The sequence below is a fragment of the Saccharothrix hoggarensis genome (assembly GCF_052936025.1).
Map to the genome: position 1 here is coordinate 6,430,419 of NZ_CP193624.1, position 23,414 is coordinate 6,453,832.

At 72.7% G+C, this 23,414-nt stretch carries 24 protein-coding genes and 1 pseudogene; 10 read left to right on the forward strand and 15 right to left on the reverse strand.

Annotation, left to right across the window (positions count from 1 at the left end; translation table 11 throughout):
* Positions 1-198 precede the first annotated feature (198 nt).
* The 6 genes from ACRAKH_RS29120 to nucS all read right to left on the reverse strand — a co-directional run bounded on the left by ACRAKH_RS29120 (position 199) and on the right by nucS (position 7,809).
* Positions 199-492 (reverse strand): hypothetical protein, encoded by a 294-nt coding sequence (locus ACRAKH_RS29120; protein ID WP_380726228.1) that lies wholly within the window; start codon positions 490-492, stop codon positions 199-201.
* Between the two features lie 17 nt (positions 493-509).
* Positions 510-2,195 (reverse strand): sodium:solute symporter family protein, encoded by a 1,686-nt coding sequence (locus tag ACRAKH_RS29125; protein WP_380726230.1) that lies wholly within the window; start codon positions 2,193-2,195, stop codon positions 510-512.
* A 140-nt stretch (positions 2,196-2,335) separates the two neighbouring features.
* A complete protein-coding gene (locus ACRAKH_RS29130) occupies positions 2,336-2,740 on the reverse strand; it encodes a hypothetical protein (protein ID WP_380726232.1) in 405 nt (134 codons plus the stop codon).
* 93 nt (positions 2,741-2,833) lie between these two features.
* Positions 2,834-4,978 carry an ATP-binding protein gene (locus ACRAKH_RS29135; protein WP_380726234.1) on the reverse strand — a complete coding sequence of 715 codons (2,145 nt, stop codon included), beginning with the start codon at positions 4,976-4,978 and terminating at the stop codon, positions 2,834-2,836.
* 4 nt (positions 4,979-4,982) lie between these two features.
* A complete protein-coding gene (locus ACRAKH_RS29140) occupies positions 4,983-7,034 on the reverse strand; it encodes a TIR domain-containing protein (RefSeq protein ID WP_380726236.1) in 2,052 nt (683 codons plus the stop codon).
* 115 nt (positions 7,035-7,149) lie between these two features.
* A complete protein-coding gene (nucS, locus tag ACRAKH_RS29145) occupies positions 7,150-7,809 on the reverse strand; it encodes an endonuclease NucS (protein WP_380726238.1) in 660 nt (219 codons plus the stop codon).
* Positions 7,810-7,865: 56 nt separating this feature from the next.
* Between nucS and ACRAKH_RS29150 the strand changes: the two genes are divergently transcribed.
* The 4 genes from ACRAKH_RS29150 (at position 7,866) to ACRAKH_RS29165 (ending at position 10,736) form a co-directional block, all read left to right on the forward strand.
* Positions 7,866-9,263 (forward strand): amino acid permease, encoded by a 1,398-nt coding sequence (locus tag ACRAKH_RS29150; RefSeq protein ID WP_380726240.1) that lies wholly within the window; start codon positions 7,866-7,868, stop codon positions 9,261-9,263.
* Positions 9,264-9,265: 2 nt separating this feature from the next.
* Complete coding sequence (locus ACRAKH_RS29155; RefSeq protein WP_380726242.1) at positions 9,266-9,802, forward strand: NUDIX domain-containing protein; 537 nt, start codon at positions 9,266-9,268, stop codon at positions 9,800-9,802.
* Positions 9,799-10,320 carry an N-acetyltransferase family protein gene (locus ACRAKH_RS29160; protein WP_447009415.1) on the forward strand — a complete coding sequence of 174 codons (522 nt, stop codon included), beginning with the start codon at positions 9,799-9,801 and terminating at the stop codon, positions 10,318-10,320. The genes ACRAKH_RS29155 and ACRAKH_RS29160 overlap by 4 nt, the downstream gene beginning before the upstream one ends.
* 65 nt (positions 10,321-10,385) lie before the next feature.
* Positions 10,386-10,736 carry a DoxX family protein gene (locus ACRAKH_RS29165; protein WP_380726246.1) on the forward strand — a complete coding sequence of 117 codons (351 nt, stop codon included), beginning with the start codon at positions 10,386-10,388 and terminating at the stop codon, positions 10,734-10,736.
* Here the strand turns inward: ACRAKH_RS29165 and ACRAKH_RS29170 are convergent.
* A complete protein-coding gene (locus tag ACRAKH_RS29170) occupies positions 10,733-11,506 on the reverse strand; it encodes an enoyl-CoA hydratase-related protein (RefSeq protein WP_380726248.1) in 774 nt (257 codons plus the stop codon). The two genes, ACRAKH_RS29165 and ACRAKH_RS29170, sit on opposite strands and share 4 nt — an antisense overlap.
* Before the next feature lie 100 nt (positions 11,507-11,606).
* On the opposite strand from ACRAKH_RS29170, the pseudogene ACRAKH_RS29175 reads away from it, so the two are divergent.
* A pseudogene (locus ACRAKH_RS29175) lies at positions 11,607-12,517 on the forward strand (DUF1028 domain-containing protein).
* A 3-nt stretch (positions 12,518-12,520) separates the two neighbouring features.
* Here the strand turns inward: ACRAKH_RS29175 and ACRAKH_RS29180 are convergent.
* Both ACRAKH_RS29180 and ACRAKH_RS29185 read right to left on the reverse strand, forming a co-directional pair.
* On the reverse strand, positions 12,521-12,817 hold the full coding sequence (locus tag ACRAKH_RS29180; RefSeq protein ID WP_380724953.1) for a YiaA/YiaB family inner membrane protein: 297 nt from the start codon (positions 12,815-12,817) through the stop codon (positions 12,521-12,523).
* Positions 12,818-12,898: 81 nt separating this feature from the next.
* Entirely contained in the window at positions 12,899-13,849 is a 951-nt protein-coding gene (locus ACRAKH_RS29185) for a GlxA family transcriptional regulator (protein ID WP_447009416.1), read from the reverse strand.
* A 71-nt stretch (positions 13,850-13,920) separates the two neighbouring features.
* On the opposite strand from ACRAKH_RS29185, the gene ACRAKH_RS29190 reads away from it, so the two are divergent.
* Positions 13,921-14,487: a cysteine hydrolase family protein gene (locus ACRAKH_RS29190; RefSeq protein ID WP_380724955.1), complete on the forward strand. Its 567-nt coding sequence runs from the start codon at positions 13,921-13,923 to the stop codon at positions 14,485-14,487.
* Here ACRAKH_RS29190 and ACRAKH_RS29195 read toward each other — a convergent pair.
* A complete protein-coding gene (locus ACRAKH_RS29195; protein WP_380724956.1) occupies positions 14,484-16,475 on the reverse strand; it encodes a protein meaA in 1,992 nt (663 codons plus the stop codon). The genes ACRAKH_RS29190 and ACRAKH_RS29195 overlap by 4 nt on opposite strands.
* Positions 16,476-16,689: 214 nt before the next feature.
* Here ACRAKH_RS29195 and ACRAKH_RS29200 point away from each other — a divergent pair, with 214 nt between their 5' ends.
* Positions 16,690-16,986, forward strand: a complete 297-nt coding sequence (locus tag ACRAKH_RS29200; RefSeq protein ID WP_380724957.1) for a hypothetical protein — start codon at positions 16,690-16,692, stop codon at positions 16,984-16,986.
* A gap of 256 nt (positions 16,987-17,242) precedes the next feature.
* On the opposite strand, the gene ACRAKH_RS29205 is transcribed toward ACRAKH_RS29200, so the two are convergent.
* Both ACRAKH_RS29205 and murA read right to left on the reverse strand, forming a co-directional pair.
* Positions 17,243-18,049: a hypothetical protein gene (locus ACRAKH_RS29205; protein ID WP_380724958.1), complete on the reverse strand. Its 807-nt coding sequence runs from the start codon at positions 18,047-18,049 to the stop codon at positions 17,243-17,245.
* A 260-nt stretch (positions 18,050-18,309) separates the two neighbouring features.
* On the reverse strand, positions 18,310-19,569 hold the full coding sequence (gene murA, locus ACRAKH_RS29210) for a UDP-N-acetylglucosamine 1-carboxyvinyltransferase (RefSeq protein ID WP_380724959.1): 1,260 nt from the start codon (positions 19,567-19,569) through the stop codon (positions 18,310-18,312).
* Between the two features lie 94 nt (positions 19,570-19,663).
* Here murA and ACRAKH_RS29215 point away from each other — a divergent pair, with 94 nt between their 5' ends.
* Positions 19,664-20,236, forward strand: a complete 573-nt coding sequence (locus tag ACRAKH_RS29215; protein WP_380724960.1) for a cob(I)yrinic acid a,c-diamide adenosyltransferase — start codon at positions 19,664-19,666, stop codon at positions 20,234-20,236.
* Positions 20,237-20,296: 60 nt separating this feature from the next.
* Here the strand turns inward: ACRAKH_RS29215 and ACRAKH_RS29220 are convergent, their stop codons facing one another.
* The gene (locus ACRAKH_RS29220; protein WP_380724961.1) at positions 20,297-20,659 is read right to left on the reverse strand and encodes a winged helix-turn-helix transcriptional regulator; all 363 of its coding nucleotides are present in this window, start codon (positions 20,657-20,659) and stop codon (positions 20,297-20,299) included.
* An 87-nt stretch (positions 20,660-20,746) separates the two neighbouring features.
* Here ACRAKH_RS29220 and ACRAKH_RS29225 point away from each other — a divergent pair, with 87 nt between their 5' ends.
* On the forward strand, positions 20,747-21,625 hold the full coding sequence (locus ACRAKH_RS29225; protein WP_380724962.1) for an NAD(P)-dependent oxidoreductase: 879 nt from the start codon (positions 20,747-20,749) through the stop codon (positions 21,623-21,625).
* Between the two features lie 19 nt (positions 21,626-21,644).
* Here the strand turns inward: ACRAKH_RS29225 and ACRAKH_RS29230 are convergent, their stop codons facing one another.
* Together ACRAKH_RS29230 and ACRAKH_RS29235 are read right to left on the reverse strand one after the other, a co-directional pair.
* The gene (locus tag ACRAKH_RS29230; protein ID WP_380724963.1) at positions 21,645-22,076 is read right to left on the reverse strand and encodes a DUF2550 domain-containing protein; all 432 of its coding nucleotides are present in this window, start codon (positions 22,074-22,076) and stop codon (positions 21,645-21,647) included.
* A 22-nt stretch (positions 22,077-22,098) separates the two neighbouring features.
* Positions 22,099-22,464, reverse strand: coding sequence for a F0F1 ATP synthase subunit epsilon (locus ACRAKH_RS29235; RefSeq protein ID WP_380724964.1), 366 nt, complete (start codon positions 22,462-22,464; stop codon positions 22,099-22,101).
* A gap of 172 nt (positions 22,465-22,636) precedes the next feature.
* Between ACRAKH_RS29235 and ACRAKH_RS29240 the strand changes: the two genes are divergently transcribed.
* On the forward strand, positions 22,637-23,383 hold the full coding sequence (locus ACRAKH_RS29240) for an IclR family transcriptional regulator (RefSeq protein WP_380724965.1): 747 nt from the start codon (positions 22,637-22,639) through the stop codon (positions 23,381-23,383).
* The last annotated feature ends 31 nt before the right edge of the window (positions 23,384-23,414 follow it).

Below are 23,414 nucleotides of genomic sequence, written 5' to 3' on the forward strand. Positions count from 1 at the left end.
ACGGTAGCGACCGATTCGGCCATTCGTGTGGGGAACCCTGTGTTGGTCCTCACGAGAGCCCTCGGGAACGATTCAGAACATCGACGCGCTGAACCTGGTGACCCGATGACAACGAGAGGAGCAGCACCCCATGCGCGACCGCATCCGACGCGTCGTCCGACGGATCGACACGTGGACCATCGAGGCGTTCAACCCGGTCTACCCCCGGCGCTGAGCGCCCCCGTCCACGTCACCGTCCCCGCGCACGTCGACACCGGGGTCGGCGCCGGGGTCCGGCACGATGACGGGCCGCAGCACCGCCCACGCGCCGAACACCGCGGACAGGGCGATCATGCCGATCCCGGACCACAGGTTGATGTTGAGCCCGTCCGCCTTCGCGAGGTCGGACTCGTCGGTGAAGCCGAGCCCGACCACCAGCAGCACCACGCCGTAGACGGCGAAGAGCACCGCGATCACCAGTCGCAGGTCGAACAGACCGGCCTTGTGCGCCATGACGACCCACCCCTCCCTCAGGCGAAGATGATGTTGAGCACGACGGTGAGCGCCAGCACGCCGACGCCCAGCAGCACCGGCGACCGGTACCACCCGGCGTCCTCGCCCGTCGTGGAGTGCCGGCGGTCCTCCTTGGGCGTCAGGCTGTAGACCAGCCCGACCAGCCGTTCCTCCGGCACCGGCCGGGTGAACGTCGTGACCACCACGCTGACCACGATGTCGACGGCGAACGCCACGCCCGCGCCGAGGAAGCTCGCGCCCTGGCCCGGCAGGTCGAGCACCCCGGTCTCGGCGAGCACGAACACCGCGACCGCGCCGAGCGTGCCCGCCACCAGGCCCGCCCAGCCCGCCGCCGCGGACATCCGCTTCCAGAACATCGCCAGGATGAACGTGGCGAACAGCGGCGCGTTGAAGAACGAGAACAGCGCCTGGATGTAGTCCATGATGTTGCCGTAGCCGGCGGCGAGGAACGCGGTGCCGATGGCGACCAGCGTGCCGCCGATCGTGGCGAGCCTGCCGACGCGCAGGTAGTACTCGTCCGGGCGGTCCTTGACGACGTAGTCCTGCCAGAGGTCGTAGGTGAAGACCGTGTTGAAGCTCGACACGTTCGCCGCGACGCCCGCCATGAACGACGCCAGCAGGCCCGTGATCGCGATGCCCAGCATGCCGTTGGGCAGCAGGTCGCCGATCAGCGCGGGCAGCGCGTTGTTGTAGACGACGCCGGAGTTCGCGTCACCGGCCTTGAGCGCCGCCATCTCCGGCACGACCAGCGCGGCGATGATGCCGGGGATGATGATCACGAACGGGATCAGCACCTTGGGGTAGGCGCCGATGATCGGCGTGCGCCGCGCGGCCGACATGCTCTTGGCCGACAGCGCGCGCTGCACCTCGGCGAAGTTCGTCGTCCAGTAGCCGAACGACAGCACGAACCCGAGGCCGAACACGATGCCGATGACGCTCAGCACCGGGTTCTGGATGCCGGTCAGCTCGGTCGCCGGCCAGGACGACAGCTGCTCGGCCCCGCCCGGTCCGCCGGTGACCTTCTCGACCAGGCCGTCCCAGCCGCCGACCTTGTGCAGGCCGACGATCGTCAGCGGCAGCAGCGCGGCGATGATCACGAAGAACTGGAGCACCTCGTTGTAGATGGCCGCGGACAGGCCGCCCAGCGCGGTGTAGGTGAGCACGATCGCCGCGGCGATGACCACCGACAGCGGGATCGGCCAGCCGAGCATGAGGTTCAGCAGGAACGCCAGCGCGTACAGGTTCACGCCCGCGATCAGCACCTGGGCGGCGGCGAAGCTGATCGCGTTGACCAGGTGCGCGCCCTTGCCGAAGCGGCGGCGCAGGAACTCGGGGACGCTGCGCACCTTCGAGCCGTAGTAGAACGGCATCATCACCAGGCCGAGGAACACCATGGCCGGGATCGCGCCGATCCAGTAGTAGTGCACGGTCGCCATGCCGTACTGCGCGCCGTTGGCCGCCATGCCGAGCAGTTCGATCGCGCCGAGGTTGGCGGAGATGAACGCGAGGCCGGTGACCCACGCCGGCAGCGAGCGGCCGGAGAGCAGGAAGTCCAGGCTGGACGAGACCGACCGGCGGGCCAGGAAGCCGATGCCGAGCACGAACACGAAGTAGATCGCCAACAGGCCGTAGTCCAACGGACCGGCGTCCAGCTTCAGATCCACCTGGGCCAGCACGGGCACCTTCGCCCACCTCCCTGAGCAACAGCCGCGAACACCACCGCGCACCACCGCACAACCGATCAAGCCGACGGTAGTGCAGGTCGTCACGCTCTGCCGGTTTGAACTACCCAGCGCTAAACCTCAGGTGGGAGTACCAGGCCCTAGCGCGTGAGGACGAACGGCGTCTCGGCGTGGACGGGCCCCGAAGTGGCCCCGACTGTGACCTGCGTGCCGGGGGCGGAGTCGCCGAACGAGTCGGGCACGCGGACCGCCACGTCGGCGAACCGCCCGGCCGCGTCGGCCGTCGTGCCGCCCACCCGGAGGCCGTGGAACGTGAACACCACCCGCCCGTGGGCGGGGTAACCCTGACCGCTGAGCCGCACGTCACCGCCGGCCGGGCCGGCGAGCGGCTGCGCGCCCAGCCGTGCCGCCGGGGTGGGGGCGGCGGTGGAACTCGCCACCGCGGCCGCCGCCAAGGGCGCCACCGGCGGCTCCTGGGCGCACCCCGTGATCGCGAGGGAGGCCAGCAGGACCAGCGCGGGCGGACCGGGTCTTCGTCGACGCACCACGCCTCCCTGTCCCCGTCGACGGGGAGTCAGCGTATAGGCCGGAATCGCCCCTGCCACGCGCCCGAACGGCTTACCGCCGGCCGCCGCGCCTCACGACGGCTCACCGGAACCGCGGGCGGCCGACGACCGCAGCTCCGCGGCGACCTCCTCCGCCCGCGGCGACCCCATCGCGCGGTACAGCTCCAGCGCCGCGTGCCACCGTGCCGCGGCGAGGTCGACCGCGCCCCGGTCCGCCGCCAACCTGCCGAGGAAGCGCAGCGACTCGGCCTCCTCGTACCGGCTCCCGCACGCCCGGCCGGCCTCCAGCGCCTTCAGGTGCTCGTCCTCGGCCCTCTCCGCGTCGCCGCGCCGGGCCGCGATGACCCCGGCGAGGTTGCGCGCCTCGGCGAGGTCCAGCTGCGCGTCCAGCCCGGTGAAGATCCGCATCGCGCGGTCCAGGTCCGCGGCGGCGTCGTCCAGCGCTCCCAGGTCGACGTGCATCTTCGCCCGGCTCCGCCACGCGATCGCGGTGTTGCGGCGAGCGCCGGCCTCGACGTAGAAGTCCAGCGCGGTCGCGTTGAGCCGCAACGCCTCCTCCACGTCGCCGGACCGGCGCAGCAGCACCGCGCGGTTGGCGACCGCGTTGCTCCAGCCGTGCCGGTCGCCGACCTGCTCGAACAGCCGCTGCGCGGTCTCGTACTGGGTCGCGCCCGCACCCGGCTCGCCGCGCTCCACCAGCACCCGTCCCAGGTCGTTGCGGATGCGCGCCTCGGCGTGCCGGTCGCCGAGCCGCAGGCACGCCGCCAGCGCGTGCCGGTGACTGGCCAGCCAGCCGTCCCACTGCTTGGTGAGGAAGAAGTAACCGCGCAACGTGTACGCCAGCTGCCACCGCCTGGTGTCGAGATCGGGACCCTCCCGGCCGTCGGCCACGCCCGACCGGCACAGCGCCACGGCGTCGCGCCAGGTCGCGTGCAGCCACGCCAACGCCGACGCGGGGGTGTCGAACTCCACCGCGTGCTCCGCCGACCCGGCGAGCGGCACCCGGTACCGGTGGGGCGTCACCAGGCGGTCGGCCCGTTCCGCGGTGTGCAGGTAGTGGTCGAGCAGTCGGGTGCGCGCGGCCGCGGCCTCCGCCCGGTCGCCGGCCGCGCACAGCTCGACCGCGTACAGGCGCAGCAGGTCGTGCGTCGAGTACCGGCCCGGCGAGGACTCGGCGACCAGGTGCTTCCCGACCAGGTCGCGCAGCGAGCGCGCCGCCCGTGCCGGCCGCACGCCGCAGAGCGCGGCGAACTGGTGCGCGTCGAAGACGCGACGGGGGTGCACGCCGAGCAGCCGGAACGCGCGAGCGGACGGCTCGGACAAGCGGTGGTAGGACCAGGACAGCACGGGCCGCACCGCCGACCGCGCGTCGTCCCCGACGTCCAGCACGTCGAGCCGTTCGCGCTCGTCGTCCAGCTCCGCCGCCAGTTCCGCCAACGGCGCGTCGGGCCGCGAGAGCGCCAGCCGACCGACTATCCGCAACGCGAGCGGCAGGCCGGCGCAGCGGGTGACCAGGTCGGCGGCCGCCGGGTCGCCGTCCACCCGGTCGCCGAGCACGGCACGCAGCAGGGCGAGCCCGCGCGCCCGGTCGAACACCTCCAACCCGAGCGATTCCGCGTCGTCGTGCACGGAAAGGCCGGGAAGGGCGTCCCGGCTGGTGACGACCACCGGGCACGAGTCGTTGCCCGGCAGCAGCGGGCGCACCTGGTCGGCGCTGACCGCGTTGTCCAGCACGACCAGCACCCGGCGGCCCGCGAGCAGGCTGCGGAAGCACCCGGCCCGCTCGTGGACCGGGCCGGGGACCTCCTGGTCCGCGCCACCGAGCGCGCGCAGGAAGGAACCCAGCACCTCCGCCGGGTCCAGCGGCTCGTCCGGCCCGTACCCGCGCAGGTCGGCGTAGAGCTGCCCGTCCGGGAACGCGTCCGCGCGCGACCACGCCCACTTGACCACCAGCGCGGTCTTGCCCACCCCGCCCGGTCCCGACACGACGGTGACGGGCGCCCGCGCACCCGTCACGGCGTCGTCCAGCCTCCGCCACTCGTCGGTCCGGCCGGTGAACCACCGCGGCGCGGCGGGGAGCTGCCTCGGCGCCGGACGTGCCGGACCCGCGCCGGCGGGCGGTTGCGTCACCTGGATGTGGACGTCACCGCCGATGTGGCCGGCCTGCACCACCGGCCCGGAAGCGCTCGACACCTCGTTGCGGACGTCCCGGTCCACCTGGCTACCGCACCGGTTCGCCGCGTCTGAGCAGCAGGGAGACCAACTTCTCGAAGTCGCCGTCCCGCCGGTAGTGCAGCCGCTTGATGTCACGCGCGAGCGGCGGCAGCGCGTCGTCCTTGTCGTCGTGCTCGTTGAGCATGAGCACCAGGGCCTGCGGCCGGTCCCGCCGCTTGACGTCCAGGTGCAGCGCGTACCCGAACTCGCGCTGGGCCCACTCCGACGCCATGAAGTTCGCGCTCGCGCAGGCCAGCACGTACCGGCTGCTGCGCAGCCCGACCTGGATCTTCTCGGTGATCAGGGTGCCGGGCTCCAGCTCGGTGTCGTCGTACCAGCACCTCACGTCGGCGGCCGTCAACCGGTCCCGGATCTCGCGGACGAGCGGCTCGTCCCGCTTGGTGTGGCACAGGTACACGTCGAACTCGTAGTCGTCCGGCTTGCGGCCGGCGGCGTCGCGCAGCTTCGCCTTCAACGCCGCGCGCTGGGGCACGCTGAGGTCGTTGATGCCGTCGGCCCCGATGTAGAGCACCTTCATCGCCGTGTCGTCGCGCACCACCTCGTACGCCTTGGGGTGCCCGGTGATCAGCTCCGGCAGGTCGACCCAGAGCACCGGGCAGTCGGTGCCGCGCAACGTCACGTTCGGCTCGTCGACCGGTCGCACCACCCCGCTGGTGAGGATGTACAGGCCGTGGTGGTCCGGCACGGACTTCCGCGGCAGCACCACGTCGAGGTCCACCGCGCCCTTGGGCACGGGGATGAGGTGGCTGTGCTCCTCCAGGACGCGCAACGCCTCCCGCCACGCCGCCCTCCGGTCCTCCAGGCTGGCGCCCAGGTCGTCGTCCACCGAGCTCAGCGGACCGGTCCCGTTCGGCCCGACCAGGTACGTGGCGCTCTGCGCGACGTGTTCGAGGACCCGCTCGTTGACGAAGTTCTCCAACAGGTCCACCGCGAGCCTGCCCTGCCTGCTCTGCGCGAGGCGGACCCGGATGTCGTCGTTGTTGAACGACAGCAGGGCGACGTCCGTGAGCGCGACCAGGTCGGCCGTGCGGTTGCGGCCGAGGGCGTAGGCGAGTTCGCCCACGATGTCGCCCACCGTCTGCACGTGCCGCGGTTCCGCCGTGGGCCCGTACCCCTCGTCCTCGAAGTTGTAGACGCCCACCCGCCCGCGCAGGATCAGGAACAGCGAGTCGCCCGGGTCGTCGAACTTGCAGACGATCTCACCGGCCGTGCGCTCGACCAGTTGACCGAGCCGGAGCAGTTCGTTGAGCTGCCCCGGCCGCAGCACCGAGAAGATGCTCTCGCCCTCGGCGTCACCGTCGCCGTCGGTGTCGGCCACGCGCTCCGGTGACGACCTGAGCTTGCCGGTCACCCCGGCCAGGGCGGCGGTGACCTCCTTGTCGTTGGAGTTCACCTGCCAGATGCGCTTGGCGTAGTAGAGGAGCTCCCACCCGTCGGCACGGCCGCGGCTGTCCGTGAACGCGGTGCGGTCGTCCTGCCCGCGACCGCCCCACGCGGACGGCAGGCCCGGGAACGTCATCAGGTACAGCAACCTCGGCGGCAGGTCGCGGTGCGGGAACAGCCGGGCGCGCTCGAAGACGGCGACCGGGCCGATGTCCGCCGCTTCCACCTCGCGGCGGAACTCCTCCGACACCACCACGCCCGCCGACGTCGCCAGGGAGAGCAGCCAGCCCGCGAAGTTCATCGCATCGCCCACCGGCTGGCGCCGGCCGTCCGCGCCGGTGATCTCGCCGACGGCGCCGTGGTGGGCGGTGATGCGGAGCGGCACGCCCGTCGCGAGCGCCCACCGCCTCAGCTCTTCGACCAGGTCGACGGCATCGCGCTGCCAGTCCTCCCGGAAGAAGACGACGTGCCCGCCGTCGCCGCCGGACGACCACGCGACCCCGTCGTGGCCGAGGCGGACCACCCGGGCGCCGACGATCCGGTTGATCTTGCGGACCCGCTCGACCTGCTTGTCCGCGCCCTCGGCGGAATGACCCTCGATGTCGCAGGAGACCACGGCCACCTGCCGGAGCGTTGTCGTCGCGACGTCGGGCACGAGCGCTCCTCCCCGTGCGCGTCCCGCCCACGTGAGCGGGGAGGCGCAAAAGTGCGGAAACACCGTTATGGCGTTCGAACCACATTACCCGCCGACACGCGGGACGGGCACGCGATCAGAACAGGCGGAACTCGTCGGACTCGACGCCGCGCAGCTCGTCGTAGTCCAGGACGACGCAGCGGATGCCCCGGTCCTCGGCGAGGGTCCGCGCCTGCGGCTTGATCTGCTGCGCGGCGAACACGCCCTTCACCGGGGCCAGCAGCGGGTCGCGGTTGAGCAGTTCCAGGTACCTGGTGAGCTGTTCGACGCCGTCGATCTCGCCCCGGCGCTTGATCTCCACGGCGACCGACACGCCCGCCGCGTCGCGGCACATCAGGTCGACCGGGCCGATCGGGGTCGGGAACTCGCGGCGGACGAGGGTCCAGCCCTCGCCGAGCTTGGTGACGTGCTCCGCCAGCAGCTTCTGGAGGTCGGCCTCGACGCCGTCCTTGACCAGGCCGGGCTCCGGGCCCAGCTCGTGCTTCGAGTCGTGCAGCACCTCGGCGAGCGTGATGATCAGCTTCTCGCCGGCCTTGTTCTGCACGACCCACAGGTCGGGGTCCTCGATCAGCCAGCACGGCGGGCTCATCCAGTTCAACGGCTTGTACGCGCGGTCGTCGGAGTGGATCGACACCGAGCCGTCGGCCTTGATCAGCAGCAGCCGCTGCGCCATCGGCAGGTGGGCGGTGAGGCGTCCGACGTAGTCGACCTGGCAGCGAGCGATGACGAGGCGCACGGCGGACAGGCTACGGGGTGCGGGGCCCGATCCACCGGCAGGTACCGTCGGCCGACGTGTCACCGCCGCACCAGCTCCTGCGCACCAAGCCCGTCGAACGGATCGCCGACGAGAGCGCGCGCTCACCGCTGCGCCGCAGCATGGGCCTGCTGCCGCTGGTCTCCCTCTCCGTGGGCGCCACGCTCGGCACGGGCATCTTCGTCGTCCTCGGCCACGCCGCGCCGGTCGCCGGACCCGCGGTCACCGTGTCGTTCGCCGTCGCGGCGCTGGCGGCGCTGTTCTCGGCGCTGTCGTACGCCGAGCTGGCGGGCGCCGTGCCGGTGTCCGGGTCCGCCTACTCGTACACCTACGCCACGTTGGGCGAGCTGGTCGCGTGGGTCTGCGGGTGGTGCCTGCTGCTGGAGTACGGCGTGTCGGTGGCGGCGGTCGCGGTGGGGTGGAGCGGTTACCTGAACGCGTTCCTCGACGCCACGGTCGGGTTCCAGGTGCCCGCCGCGCTGTCCGGCGACGTGGTGAACCTGCCGGCCGCGGTGGTCGTGCTGCTGGCCACGGCCGTGCTGCTGGGCGGTGTGAAGGAGAGCGCCGTCGTCACCACCGTGACCACGCTGCTCAAGGTCGCCGTGCTGGCGTTCTTCGTGGTGGTGGCGGTGTTCGGGTTCCGGAGCGGCAACCTGGCGCCGTTCGCGCCGGCCGGTGTCGCGGGGGTGACGGGCGCGGCGTCGCTGGTGTTCTTCTCCTTCATCGGGTTCGACGCCGCGTCGACGGCCGGCGAGGAGGCGCGCGACCCGCAACGGGACCTGCCGCGGGCGATCGTGATCTCGCTGGCAGTCGTCACGGTGGTGTACGTGCTGGTGGCGTTCACCGCGGTCGGCGCGGTGGGCGTGGACGCGCTCAGCGGGTCGGACGCCTCGCTGGCCACGGTCCTCCGGCAGGTCACCGGGGCGGGGTGGCCGGCGACGGTGCTGTCGGCGGGCGCCGTGATCGCCATCGCGTCCGTGGTGCTGACCGTCCTCTACGGACAGACGCGGGTGCTGGTCGCGATGGCGCGGGACGGCCTGGTGCCCAAGGTGTTCGCGCGGGTCGGCGCGAAGCGGGTGCCGACGGTGAACACGGTGCTGGTGGGCGTGGTCGTCGCGGTGCTCGCCGCGCTGGTGCCGCTCGGGCAGCTGGCCGAGGCGACGAGCATCGGGACGCTGGTGGCGTTCAGCCTGGTCAACGTCGGGGTGCTGGTGCTGCGGCGCACCCGGCCGGACCTGCCGCGCGGTTTCCGCACGCCGGGGGCGCCGGTGGTGCCGCTGCTGGGTCTGGGCATGTGCGTGCTGCTGGTGGCGGGCCTGGCGCCCGCCACGTGGTTGGCCTTCGGCGTGTGGTCGGCCGCGGGCTTGGTGGTGTACTTCGCCTACGGGCGACGCCGATCGGAATTGGCCCGGTCGCGGTTGGCACAGGGAGAGTGACAGTGGAGACCCTCGGATCGCGTGAGGTGTACGCGAACCAGTGGATGGTGGTCCGGGAGGACGCCATCGGGCGGCCGGACGGCACCACCGGGATCTACGGCGTGGTGGACAAGCCGGACTTCGCGCTGGTGATCCCCATGGACGGCGAGCGGCTGCGGCTCGTCGAGCAGTACCGCTACCCGCTCGGCCTGCGGCGCTGGGAGTTCCCGCAGGGCACGGCGCCGGACCGCGCGGAGCTGGACCCGATGGCGCTGGCCGAGCGCGAGCTGCGGGAGGAGACCGGGCTGCGCGCGGGCAAGCTGGTGCAGCTGGGGCTGCTGGACGTCGCGCCGGGCATGTCGAGCCAGCGCGGCCGGGTGTTCCTCGCCACGCAGCTCACGGAGGGCTTCCACGAGCGGGAGCACGAGGAGCAGGACATGCGCTCGGCGTGGTTCCCGCGCGGGGAGTTCGAGGCGATGGTGGCGCGCGGCGACATCACCGACGCCCAGTCGATCGCCGCGTACACCCTGCTCCTGCTGCACGAGCACGCGCAGCCGTGACCGCCGCGATCACTGAGCTGACCTCCGCCGGGGTGCTCGCGAGCGCCGACGGGCTGGCGGACGTGCTGGCGGACGCCGTCGACGGCGGCGCGTCGATCGGTTTCGTCAAGCCGCTGTCGCGGGCGGACGCGGTGGCGTGGTGGCGGGCGCAGGCCGCGCCGGTCGCGAACGGCGTGCTGGCGGTGTGGGCGGCGCTGGACGGCGACCGGGTCGTCGGCGCCGTCCAGGTGCGGTTCACCGGCACGGCCAACGGCACGCACCGCGCCGAGGTGGCGAAGCTCGTGGTGCACCGGGACGCGCGCGGCGCGGGCCTGGGCCGCGCGCTGCTGGACGTGGCCGAGCGGGAAGCGGCCCGGCGCGGGGCGACGCTGCTCGTCCTCGACACCCAGACCGGCTCACCCGCCGAGCGCCTCTACCGGCGGGCCGGGTGGACCGAGGTGGGCGTCATCCCGGACTACGCCGCCGACCCGGACCGCGTGCTGCGGCCGACCACCCTGTTCTACAAGCGGGTGGGCTGACCGGTCACCTCCCGGGCGCCCCGGACGTCGAGTGGGCAGGAGCCCCGAGAACGTCCGGAGGAATCATGGTCACCGCGTACGTCGTCGTCACCGCCCTCACGCTGCTGGCCAACGCCGGCATCGCCGTCGCCGACCTGGCACGGGCCCGTTTCGTCCTGGACAACTCGGCCGAGGTCGGCGTGCCGCGGTCGTGGTTGCCCGCCCTGGCCGCGCTGAAGGGCGCCGGGGCGGTCGGGCTCGCGCTCGGCCTCCTCGGCGCGCACCTCCTCGGCGTCGCGGCGGCGGCCGGGCTGGTGGCGTTCTACGTGGGCGCGATCGCGGCCCACGCCCGGGCGCGGGTCTGGCACAACATCGCGTTCCCGGGCGCGTTCCTCGCCCTGGCGGTCGCCTCGCTGGCGCTCGCGCTCGCGCGCTAGTCCGTCCAGACCGGCGGGCGCTTCTCCAGGAACGACGACATGCCCTCCTTGGCGGCCGGCGTCTGGGACGCGGCGGCCATCACCTCGACGGCGATCGCGTACGCGTCCGCCTCCGGCCGGTCCAGCTGGGCGTAGATCGTCTGCTTGCCCAACGCCTTGCTGGCCCGGCTGCCCCTGGTGGCGCGGCGCATCAGGTCGTCGACCGCGTCGTCCAGCTCGGCCTGCGGGACGACCCGGTTCACCAGGCCCCACTGCTCGGCGGTCCGGGCGTCCACCGGGTCGCCGGTCAGCGCCAGTTCCATCAGCCGCTTGCGCCCGATCGCGCGCGCCACCGGCACGGCCGGGGTGTGGCAGAACCAACCGCCCTTGCCACCGGGCAGGGCGAACCCGGCCTCCTCGGCCGCCACCGCCAGGTCGCACGACGCCACGAGCTGGCACCCGGCGGCCGTGGCCAGCCCGTGCACCCTGGCGATCACCACCTGCGGCACGGACTCGATCGTCCGCATGAGGTCCGTGCAGAGGGTCAGCATCTCACGCACGCCCTCCAGGTCGCGCGCCGCCACGTCGGCGAAGTCGTGCCCGGCGGAGAACACCGGCCCCTCGCCCGCCAGCACCACACCCACCGCGTCCGACGCGGCGACCTCGCGGAACGCGGTCAGCAGCTCCGCCAGGTGCTCGGCGGACAGCGAGTTGCGCCGTGCGGCGCGGTCCATGGTGATGCGGACGACGTCGTCCGCGCGCTCGACCCGGATGTGCTGGTATTCGGCCATGTTGCGACCGTAACCGCCCGTGCGACCGGCCGCCGGCCGCCGACGTCATCGGTCGGAAAACGGTTGCGGCGCTGTCCGCGGCCTCTCCACGATGCCGACCATGACGTACTCGATCGTGGCGCGCGACGCGGTGACGGGCTGCCTCGGCGTGGCCGTGCAGAGCGGCGTGCTCGCCGTCGGCACCAGGGTTCCGGACGTCCGGGCCGGGGTCGGCGCGGTGGTCGTGCAGGCCGGGTCCGAGCCGCCGTGGCGGTCGGTGCTGCTGGACCTCATGGCGAACGGGATGACCGCGGAGCAGGCGGTCGCCGCGCTGGCCACGGTGCCCGGCGCGGCGGAGGCCCAGTTCGCGGCCGTGGGCGTCGACGGGCCGGCCGCCGCCTTCACCGGCCCGGACTGCATCCCCGAGGCCGGGCACGCCGGGCGGGACGCGGTGAGCGCGCAGGCGAACATGGTGGCGAGCCCCACGGTGTGGAGGCCATGCTGGACGCCTACCTGACGTCGTCCGGCGACCTGGCCGACCGGCTGGTGGCCGCGCTCGAAGCCGCCGAGCACGCAGGTGGCGACGTGCGCGGGCCGCAGTCCGCGGCGCTGCTCGTCGCAGGGCCGGAGCGGGGCGCGCAGCCGACCGGCAACGCCGACGACCCGGTGATCGACCTGCGGGTGGACGACTCCCGCGACCCGGTGGGCGACCTGCGGCGGCTGCTGACGACGTCCCGCGCGCACCGCCACCTGATCCGGTCCAGCTCGGGCGACGCGGACGTCGACGTCATCGCCGAGCTGCGCGCGGCGGCGGCCCTGGCCCCGGACGACCCGACGTCGCTGCGGGCCGCCGGGATCAGGCCGGCGCTGGACGGCCTCGCCGCCGAAGGGCTGCCGCTGCTCGCGCGGGCGGTCGAGCTGGAGCCGCTGGTGCGGCGCTGGGCGCGGGTGTCGGCCGAGCGCGCGCGGCGCGAGGGCAACCCGCACGCCGCCGCGTTGCTGTCGTGGCTCGACGACCGCGCCGCCGGCTGACGGTCAGGCCACCTCGACCCGGTACGGGTCGTGCTCGGCGAGCAGCTTCTCCAGCCTCGCCTGGTCGACCCGGCTCACCACGTACGTCTCCTCCTGCCGGTCGCGGACGCACTTGGCCAGGGTGAACGCCGACGTGACGGTGAACAGCAGGCCCAGCGCCAGGAACGCCCGCACCCAGCCGTCCACCGGCAGGTAGGCGACGCCGAGCCCGACGGCGGCCAGCGAGATGGCGAACGACACGACCGCCTGCGCGTAGAAGGCGGTGGTGGTGGGCGAGTGCGGCTTCGCGGTGGAGGTCATGCCGGAAGAATCCCTCCGCCGCCGTCCCCTGTCATGAGTACCGCTACTCATTCGCACGCCCCGACTTCGCGCCGACGTGCGTCAGGACGCCGCGGGCACCCGGAACGTGCGGCGGTACGCGTCGGGCGCGACGCCGAGTTCGGCGCGCAGCCGGCGGCGGAGGTTCGCGGGCGTGCCGAGGCCCGAGCGGTCGGCCACGCGGTGCACGGGCAGGTCCGTGGTCTCCAGCAGGCGTTGCGCGAGCAGCACCCGTTGCACCTGCAGCCACCGCCCGGGCGTGCTGCCGGTCGCGGCGAGGAACGCCCGGTGGAACGTGCGCCCGCTCATCCCGGCGTGCGCGGCCAGGTCGGCGACGCCGATCGACGTGCCGAGCCGGTCCACCGCCCAGTCCACTGTGGACGCGATGCCGGCGCGGTCCGGCCTGGTCGGCAACGGCGGGTCGACGTACTGGCGCTGCCCGCCCTCCCGGGTCGGCGGCATGACCAGCCGGCGGGCGAGCGCGGCGGCCACGTCGGCGCCGTGCGCCCGGCGCACCAGGTGCAGGCACAGGTCGAGGCCGCCGACCACGCCCGCCGACGTCAGCACGTCGTCCCCGTCGGTGAACAGCACGTCGCGGGCGACGCGGGCGCGGGGCGCGGCCCGCTCCAGCGCGTCCAGCAGCCGCCAGTGGGTCGTCGCCTCACGTCCGTCGAGCACCCTGGCCGCCGCCAGCGTGAACGCGCCCGAGCACAGCGCGGCCACCGTGCCGGGGAACGACCGCAGCGCGCGCACGGCGGCCGGCGGCACCGGGGCCAGCGGGTCGACGCGGCCGGGCACGACCACCAGGTCGCACCCCGCCAGGCCGGACAGGCCGTGCGTCGCGGGGATGACGCCCACCGGCTCCACCGGCGTCGACACCCGCCCCGGCGCGCACAGCCGCAGCTCGAACGGGCCGATCCCGGCGTCGCTCCGGTCGACGCCCCACACCTCGCTGACCACCGAGATGTCGAACATCCGGCTGCCCGGCAACACCAGGACCCCGACCGTGCGCATGGCAGGAAAGTACCCCATCGCGCCTGATCCGCCACTCACGCCGGACGTCCCCGCCGACGCAGACTCGGTGCATGACGCACAGCGCCCCCACCGAGAACTCCCGGGCGAAGAACGCCCACGCGAACAGCGCCCTGATCCTGATCGACGTGCAGCGGGGGTTCGACGACCCGTCCTGGGGCAAGCGCGACAACCCCGACGCGGAGGCCAACATCGCCCGGCTCCTCGCGTCCTGGACCGGGCCGCTGGTGCTGGTGCGGCACGACTCCACCAAGCCCGACTCGCCGCTGCGGCCCGGCCAGGACGGCAACCGGTTCAAGCCCGAGCTGGACGGCGCGAACGCCGACCTGGTGTTCGCGAAGGACGTCAACTCGGCGTTCCACGGCGAGGTCGACCTCGACGCGTGGCTGAGGGGGCGCGGCATCACCGACGTCGTGCTGGCCGGCATCCAGACGAACATGTGCGTGGAGACGACCGCCCGGGTGGGCGGCAACCTCGGCTACCGCGTCAAGGTCGTCCTCGACGCCACGTTCACGTTCGACCTGGAGGACCTGACCGCCGACCAGCTCTCCGCCGCCACCGCGACCAACCTGCGGGGCGGCGGGTTCGCGGAGGTCGTCTCGACGGACGACGTGGTCTAGAGGCCGTTGGCCTCGCGGACCACGGTGACGATCTCGTCCATGATCTGGGTCAGCTCGTAGTCCTTGGGCGTGAACACCCTGGCCACCCCGCGCTCGCGCAGCCTGTCGGCGTCGTCGGGCGGGACGATCCCCCCGACGATGACCGGCACGTCCCCGGCGCCGGCCGCGCGCAGGCCCTCGACCACCGCGGGCACGACCTCGAGGTGCGAGCCGGACAGGATGGACAGGCCGACCACGTGCACGTCCTCCTGCACGGCGGCGGCCACGATCTGCGCGGGCGTGAGCCGGATGCCCTGGTAGACGACCTCGAAGCCGACGTCGCGGGCCCGCACGGCGACCTGCTCGGCGCCGTTGGAGTGCCCGTCCAGGCCCGGCTTGCCGACGAGGATGCGCAGCCGCTCGCCCAGCTCCTCGCCGGTCGCCCGGACCCGTTCCCGGACCCGGCCGATCTCCGCGCCCGCCTCGCCCGACGCGGACGCGGCGGAGACGCCGGTCGGCGCCCGGTACTCGCCGAACGTCTCCCGCAACGCCTGCGACCACTCGCCCGTCGTCACGCCCGCCTTCGCGCACGCGATCGTGGCCTCGACCAGGTTCCGGTCCGTCTTCGCCGCTTCGCGCAGGTCGTCCACAGTGGACTTCACCAGGGCTTCGTCCCGGGAGGACCGCCACGCCCGGATCGCCTCCACCGCCTGCTGTTCCACGATCGGGTCGATCTGGAGGATCGCGTTCGCGCCCTCGGCCTGCAACGGCGACGGCTCGGTGGTGGCGAACCTGTTCACGCCCACCACCACGTCCTCACCGGACTCGACGCGCCGACGACGTTCGGCCAGCGACGACACCAGCGCCGACTTCATGTACCCGGACTCGACGGCCGCGACCGCGCCGCCCATCGCCTGCACGCGGTCGATCTCGGCACGCGCGCCCTCGACGATCTCGTCCACCTTGGCCTTGACGACGTGCGAGCCCTCGAAGATGTCCTGGTACTCCAACAGGTCCGTCTCGTAGGCCAGCACCTGCTGCATGCGCAGCGCCCACTGCTGGTCCCACGGCCGCGGCAGGCCGAGCGCCTCGTTCCACGCGGGCAGCTGGATCGCGCGGGCGCGGGCGTCGCGGGACAGCGTCACGGCCAGCATCTCCAGCACGATCCGCTGCACGTTGTTCTCCGGCTGCGCCTCCGTCAGCCCGAGCGAGTTCACCTGCACGCCGTAGCGGAAGCGGCGGTGCCTGGGGTCGGCGATGCCGTACCGGTCACGGGTGATCTCGTCCCACAGCTGGACGAACGCCCGCATCTTGCACATCTCCTCGACGAACCGCACCCCGGCGTTGACGAAGAAGGAGATGCGCGCGACGACCTCGCCGCGCCGTTCCTCGGGCACCTGGCCGGAGTCGAACACCGAGTCGAGCACCGCGATCGCGGTGGACATCGAGTAGGCGATCTCCTGCACGGGCGACGCGCCCGCCTCCTGCAGGTGGTACGAGCAGATGTTGATCGGGTTCCACTTCGGCACGTTCGACACGGTCCACGCGACCATGTCGGTGATCAGCCGCAGGCTCGGCCCGGGCGGGAACACGTACGTGCCGCGGGACAGGTACTCCTTGATGATGTCGTTCTGCGTGGTGCCCGAGAGGGTGGCGCGGTCGGCCCCCTGCTCCTCGGCGACGCTCACGTACAGCGCGAGCAGCCACATGGCCGTCGCGTTGATCGTCATGGACGTGTTCGCCTCGGCCAGCGGGATCTGGTCGAACAGCTGCCGCATGTCGCCGATGTGGCTGATCGGCACGCCGACCTTGCCCACCTCGCCCCTGGCCAGCTCGTCGTCCGGGTCGTAACCGGTCTGCGTGGGCAGGTCGAACGCCACGGACAGGCCCGTCTGACCCTTGGCCAGGTTGCGGCGGTACAGCGCGTTGGAGGCGGCGGCGCTGGAGTGACCCGCGTACGTCCGCATCACCCACGGGCGGTCGCGCTCTCGGTCGGCCGGGTACGGCACGGCAACCTCCTGTGTCTCATTGCGCCGCCTCGGGCGTCGCGGGCGGGGTCGTCTGGAAGTCGACCGCTCGCGCCTCGTGTGCCGGCGGTCGAAGGGCGTGATCGCCGGAGAACGAGCCGCGAACGATCGACGCGACCTCGCGTTGGCTCGTAGCGTACTGGCGAGTAACCGGGGGCGCGCGTGCCGTTGCTCACTGAATCGAAGCTGGGGCACGATGGACGACGTGACCACGCTCACCCCGTTCCTCCTGCTGGTGGCCGTGTTCGCGGTGCTGGCGCTGGTGCTGCGGTGGGCGTTCGGCAACGACCGGCGGGCCGTGCCCGACTACACCGGAGACGACTTCGGCCTGCTGACCGAAGTCGCCGCGGTGCCGACGCGGGCGGCCGCGGACGTGCTGGCCAAGCGCTTGCGGACGGCCCGCATCAGGGTGACCGTGGTGCGCCGCGACGGCCTGCACCGGCTCATGGTGTTCCCCGCCGACGTGCCGGACGCGAAGCTGCTGCTGCGCTGAGCGGGACCGGCCCGTCCCCGGCGCGGGCGCCCGCCGGCGGGACAGCGGGCACCCGGGAAGACAGCGGGCACGGCGGGACAGCGGACCTCGACCACACCCGGACGACCGCCGGCGCGCCGGACCGAGCGGCACGCAGACCAACGGCACCCAGACGAACGGCACGCAGACGAACGGCACGCAGACGAACCCCCACGCAGACGAACGGCGGGCCCCGACCGGATTCGGTCGAGGCCCGCCGTTGGTCAGCGGATCGGCGTCAGCCGATCAGTCGCGTGCCGTTCCAGCCCCAGCCGCGCTGCACCGGGTACCAGGTGTAGTCGGACTCGTTGTACGTGGCCTCCCACAGGCTGCCGTCGTAGCCGTCGATCAGCAGGAAGTGGTTGATGTCCATGCCGGCCATCAGCCGGACGGTCGAGAAGTCCGCGCCCGTGAGCGGGAACTCCTCCAGGCCGGCCCCCTGGTCCAGCCACTCCGACACCAGGCCGTTGCCCTTGACCTCGAGGAAGTCGAGGTCGGCGAGGCCGGTGATCAGCCGCGTGCCGCCCCAGCCCCACCCGATGGTGGTGGAGGACAGGTTGTTGGCGGCGTCGAACTGCCACAGGACCAGGTTGCCCTGCTGGTTGATCTCGACGAACTTGTCCCACGAGACGCCGGACAGCAGACGCGCGTTCTGCCAGCCCCAGCCCACGACCTGCTCGTGGTAGTTGTAGCCGTCCCACGTCCACTTCGAGAGCCGGCCGTCGCCCTTGACCTCGACGAACGTGTCCGCGTTCAGGGTCGACACGATCCGCGTGCCGCCCCAGCCCCAGCCGCGGACCTGGCTGTAGAACGTGTAGCCGTCGGCCGTCCGACGCCAGTAGACCAGGTTGCCCGCGGCGTTGACCTCGAGGAACGACTCGCCGTTGGTCGTGTTGGCCTGGAAGTCCTGCTGCTGGCGCTCGACGGCCTTGTCCGCGCCGAACGGCTGGTAGTCGCGCCCCTGCGCGGCACCCGGCGCCGCCGTCGCGACGGACACCGCCGCCACGAGACCCAGCACCGCCGCCATCGCTCTCTTCGATCGCACTTTCGACTGCCCCCTCTGATGTCACTTCAGCCAAGCAAGACGACGCACATCCTTGCCTGTCGATCGACTGGCCACAACCTCTTTGCGGTGAAAGGGAAAACTACTTCGACGGCGTCGAGCCCGGACGCCGGGAAGAGGTGCGCACGACGTCCGGGAACCGAATTTCGACACCGAAAAGGACCGTTTTGGACCGATTCACCGGTCCGATCACGGACCGTCCCCGACCCATTCCGGCGCGTTCCCGCGCCGGGCGCGCCGCGCTAGGCGTTCACGCGCTCCACGGTCGCGCCCAGCTTGCGCAGGTTCTCCACGAAACCGGGGTAGCCGCGCTCGATGTGGAAGATCTCGTACACCTCGGTCGCGCCGTCCGCGCACAGCCCGGCCAGCACCAAGCCCGCGCCCGCCCGGATGTCCGACGCCCACACCGGCGCGCTGGACAGCCGCTCCACGCCGCGCACGACGGCGTGGTGGCCGTCGGTCCGCGCGTCCGCGCCCAGCCGCACCATCTCCTCGATGAACCGGAACCGCGCCTCGAACAGGTTCTCGGTGATCATCGACGTGCCGTCGGCGATGCTGGACAGGGCGATCGCGAACGGCTGGAGGTCGGTCGCGAAACCGGGGTAGGGCAGGGTCACGAAGTCCACCGACCGCGGCCGGTCGCGCTGCACCACGCGGAAGCCGTCGCTGTCGAACGTGGTCACCTCCGCGCCCGCCATCCGCAGCTTCTCCAGCACCAGGTCGAGGTGGTGCGGGTTGACGCCGCGCACGGTGATGTCGCCCCGCGTCATCACGGCCGCGAACGCCCACGTCGCGCCGACGATCCGGTCGCCGATCACGCGGTGCTCGGTCGGCCGCAGCGACTCCACGCCGTGGACCGTCAGCGTGGACGTGCCCGCGCCCTCGATCTTCGCGCCCATCTGCTGGAGCATCACGCAGATGTCCACGATCTCCGGCTCGCGGGCGGCGTTGTCGATGACCGTGGTGCCGTCCGCCAGCACCGCCGCCATCAGGATGTTCTCGGTCGCGCCCACGCTCGGGAAGTCGAGCCAGATCTGGGCGCCGTGCAGGCCCTCGGCCTCGGCGACCACGCAGCCGTGCTCGATCTCGCTGTGCGCGCCGAGCTTGCGCAGGCCGTTCTGGTGCATGTCCAGCGGCCTGCTGCCGATCGCGTCACCACCCGGCAGGGCCACCACCGCGCGCTTGCACCGGCCGACCAGGGGCCCCAGCACGCACACGGACGCGCGGAGCTTGCCCATCGCCTCCGAGTCGGCGCGGTGGTTGAGCTCCTTCGGCGTGGTGATGGTGGCCACGTCGCCGTCGAGGACCACCTCGCAGCCCAGGCTGCGCAGGACGTCCGCCATCAGCGGGACGTCCAGGATCTCCGGGCAGTTGGTGATGGTGGTGGTGCCCTCGGCCAGCAGTGCCGCCGCCATCAGCTTGAGCACGCTGTTCTTCGCGCCCACGACGTCGACCTCGCCGACGAGACGCCCACCGCCCTGGACCCGGAAGTGCTCACTCACGTAGGGAACTCCTCGCTCGATGTGCCGCAATCCTACGTTCGGACTGAATCGTGCCCGCCCGTGGTGGCTGCCTGCGGTGTCTACAGTGCTGTGCATGGCCGTGCACCTGACGAAGATCTACACCCGGGTCGGCGACGACGGGACCACCGGGCTCGGCGACTTCTCCCGCGTGCCCAAGACGTCGCCCCGGATCACCGCGTACGCCGACGTGGACGAGACCAACGCCGCCCTCGGCGTGGCGCTGGCGCTCGGCGCGCTGGACGACGACGTCGCGCAGGTGGTCCGGCGGGTCCAGAACGACCTGTTCGACGTCGGGGCCGACCTGTGCACGCCCGTCGTGCCCGACCCGAAGTACCCGCCGCTGCGCGTCACCCAGGCGTACGTGGACCGGCTGGAGGCGTGGTGCGACGAGTTCAACGCCCGGCTGGGCAAGCTGGAGTCGTTCATCCTCAACGGCGGCACGCCCGGCGCGGCCCTGCTGCACCAGGCCCGGACCATCGCGCGGCGGGCCGAGCGCGGCACGTGGGCGCTGATCGAGGCCGAGGCCGAGCAGACGAACGTGCTGACCGCGAAGTACCTCAACCGGCTGTCCGACCTGCTGTTCATCCTCGCCCGGGTGGCCAACCCGGACGGTGACGTCCTCTGGCAGCCGGGCGCCAACGCCTGACGGTCCGGTGGCCCGGCCGCGCCCCGCGGCCGGGCACAACGGGTGCTGTCCGCGTCCCCGTCAGGACGCGACGTGCACCACCTTCTCCGCGCCGATGCGCCGCATGCGCTCGACGCCCCACTCCCCCAGCGCCTCCAGCGCCGCGTTCAGCGACACGCCTTCCCCGGTCAGCGTGTACTCGACCCTGGGCGGCACCTCCGGGTACACCTCGCGGTGCACCAGCCCGTCCTCCTCCATCTCCCGGAGCTGCTGGACGAGCATCTTCTCGCTCACCCCCGGCAGACCGCGGCGGAGCTGGGCGAACCGCCGCACGCCGTGCTCGCGCAGCTCCCACAGGATCAGGGACTTCCACTTGCCGGACACCACGTCCATCGCGGCGTCGAGGCCGCAGAAGTAGGGGCCGCGCCGCGCCGTCGTCGCCATCCGAGCCTCCCGCACTTACCAAAAGGTGGGTACTGCACTTAATAGTCCGTACTGGTCGAACATACCGGTTCAAGCCACGATCAAGGCATGACGAACCCGAACAACACCGCCACGGTGACGGTCCTCGGCCTCGGCGAGATGGGCCGCGCCCTGGCGACCGCCCTCGCGCGCGCCGGACACCCCACCACGGTCTGGAACCGGTCGCCCGGCAAGGCGGACGCCCTGGTCGGACTGGGCGCCACCGAGGCCGCCACGGCGAGCGACGCGGTGACGGCGAGCGACCTCGTGATCGCGTGCCTCCTCGACGCCGCCTCGGTCCACCAGGTCCTCGACCCGGTGGTGGACCGCCTCGCCGGCCGCACCCTGGTCAACGTCACCACGACCACCCCCGAGCAGGCCGGGGAGATCGCCGCCTGGGCCGACGCCCACGGCGTCACGTACCTGGACGGCGGCATCATGGCCGTGCCGTCGATGATCGGCGGTCCGGGCTCGTCGATCCTCTACAGCGGGTCGTCCGACGCCTTCGACCGGTACCGGCCGCTGCTCGACCTGTGGGGCGAGAGCACGTACTTCGGCGCGGACCCCGGCCTGGCGTCCCTGTACGACCTCGCCCTCCTGGCCGGCATGTACGTCATGTTCGCCGGGTTCCTGCACGGCGCGGCGATGGTCGCGGGCGCGGGGGTGTCGGCGACGGAGTTCGCGGAGCGCGCGGCGCCGTGGCTGGCCGCGATGACGGGCGGGCTGGCCGGCTACGCCGCGGTGGTGGACGGCGGCGACTACACCGTCCCCGGGCAGCAGAGCCTGGAGTTCTCCGACCTGGGCGACATGGTCGCCGCCAGCGCCGCGCAGGGCATCAGCACGGAGGTGGTCGACATGGTGCAGCGGCTGATCCGGCGGCAGATCGACGCCGGTCACGGCAAGGAGGGCTTCGCCCGGATCTTCGAGAGCATCAAGCAGCCCGCCTGACCGGCGGACACCGCCCGGGTCAGGAGGCCCAGGGAATGGAACGGCCCGGAGGCGCTGACTCCAACCAGGACAGGAATCCTGTCAGCGCGTCCGGGCCCATCGCGATCTCGACCTCGCCACGGTTGCCGCGACAGCGGAGCACGACCGCGCCGGCGGGCATCGCGTACGTCTCGGGGGCGGTCGGCTCACGGCGGTCGTCGATCTCGAAGCCCTCGCGGGAGATCACCATGTCCGGGCCGGAGCGCAGGCTCAGCACGCGGAACCACGTGAACTCGTCGCCCCGGTAGTGCCCGACACCGAGGTGCCAGCCGCGGCCGGAGTCCTCGAGTCTCAACCTCAGCGCGACGTGCACACCGCCCGCGCGCAGCAACCGGACCCGGCGCCAGGTGAGGTACGCGAGCACCACCACCGCGCCGAACAGGACCACCCCGACCAGTTCGGCGATCCCCACGGCGTTTGTCCGCTCGTCCGCGTCAGACCGTGTGTCCCGCGGCGCGGAGCCGCGCGATCGCCCGGGCCCGCTGCACGTCGTCCGCGTTCTGCGCGTCCGCGCGCGCCTGCTCGACGTCGATCTCGCCGGACAGCTCCGCGTCCTCGGCGAGGATGCTCACCCCGTCGCCGGTCACGGAGAGGAAGCCACCGTGCACGGCCGCCGTGACGAGCTCGTTGTCCGTGGTCCGGATGCGGACCACACCGCCCTCGACCAACTGGCCCAGCACGGGCTCGTGGCCGGGCAGGATGCCGATCTCGCCCTCAAGCGTCTGCGCGACCACCGACGTGGCCGTTCCGGACCACAGGCGGCGTTCCACGGCGACCAACTGGACGGTCATCTCGGCCACGCGCATCTCCCTCGTCGACTGGAGTCACGTGCAGTCTAAACGGTGACCGGAACACACCGCCGCACCAGCCACCCCCAGACGCGTTCTGCGTGACGTGCGGGCCGGCGCACGGGCGTCCGAGGTGGCGCGCGCCACCCGCCGCCGCGCTCCCGGCCGGTGGAAGACTGGGCCCGTGACGCCGCCGAAGTCGCTGCTGGAGCGGGCGTTCTCGCTGCTGGCCGCGTTCACCGTGGACCGGCCCGCGCTGACGTTGTCCGAGCTGAGCCGCCACTCCGGCCTGCCGCTGAACACCACGCACCGGCTGGTGGCGTCCCTGGCCGGGCTGCGCGCCCTCGACCGCACCGCCGACGGCCGGTACGCGGTCGGCCTGCGGCTGCTGGAGCTGGGCGCGCTGTCGCCCGGCAGCCTGGACCTGCGCGACCGCGCCGTGCCGTTCCTGGAGGACCTGTACGAGGTGACGCGGCACAACGTCCAGCCGGCCGTGCGGGACGGCACGGACGTCGTCTACGTCGAGCGGATCTCGGCGCGCGACGCGGTGAACGTGGTGACGCGGGTCGGCAGCCGGATGCCGTTGCCCTGCACCGGGGTCGGCCTGGTGCTGCTGGCCGCCGCGCCGGTCGCCGTGCAGGAGGCAGTGCTGTCGGCGCCGTTGAAGAGGTTCACGCCGATGACGATCACGTCGGCCGGGGCGCTGCGCGAGGCCTTGGCCCGCGTCCGCCGCGACGGCCACGCCATCAGCGACCGCCAGCTGGAGATGATCACGTACTCGGTCGCCGCGCCCGTCCGCGGCCCGGAGGGCGACGTCGTGGCCGCCGTGTCCGTCGTCGTGCCCACGGGGACGCGCACCGACTCGGTCGTGCCGGCGGTGCGGACGTGCGGGCTCGCGATCTCCCGCGCCCTGGGCTGGACCTCCGCCTGAACCGGCGGCCCCCGGAAACGGGGCAGGGCCG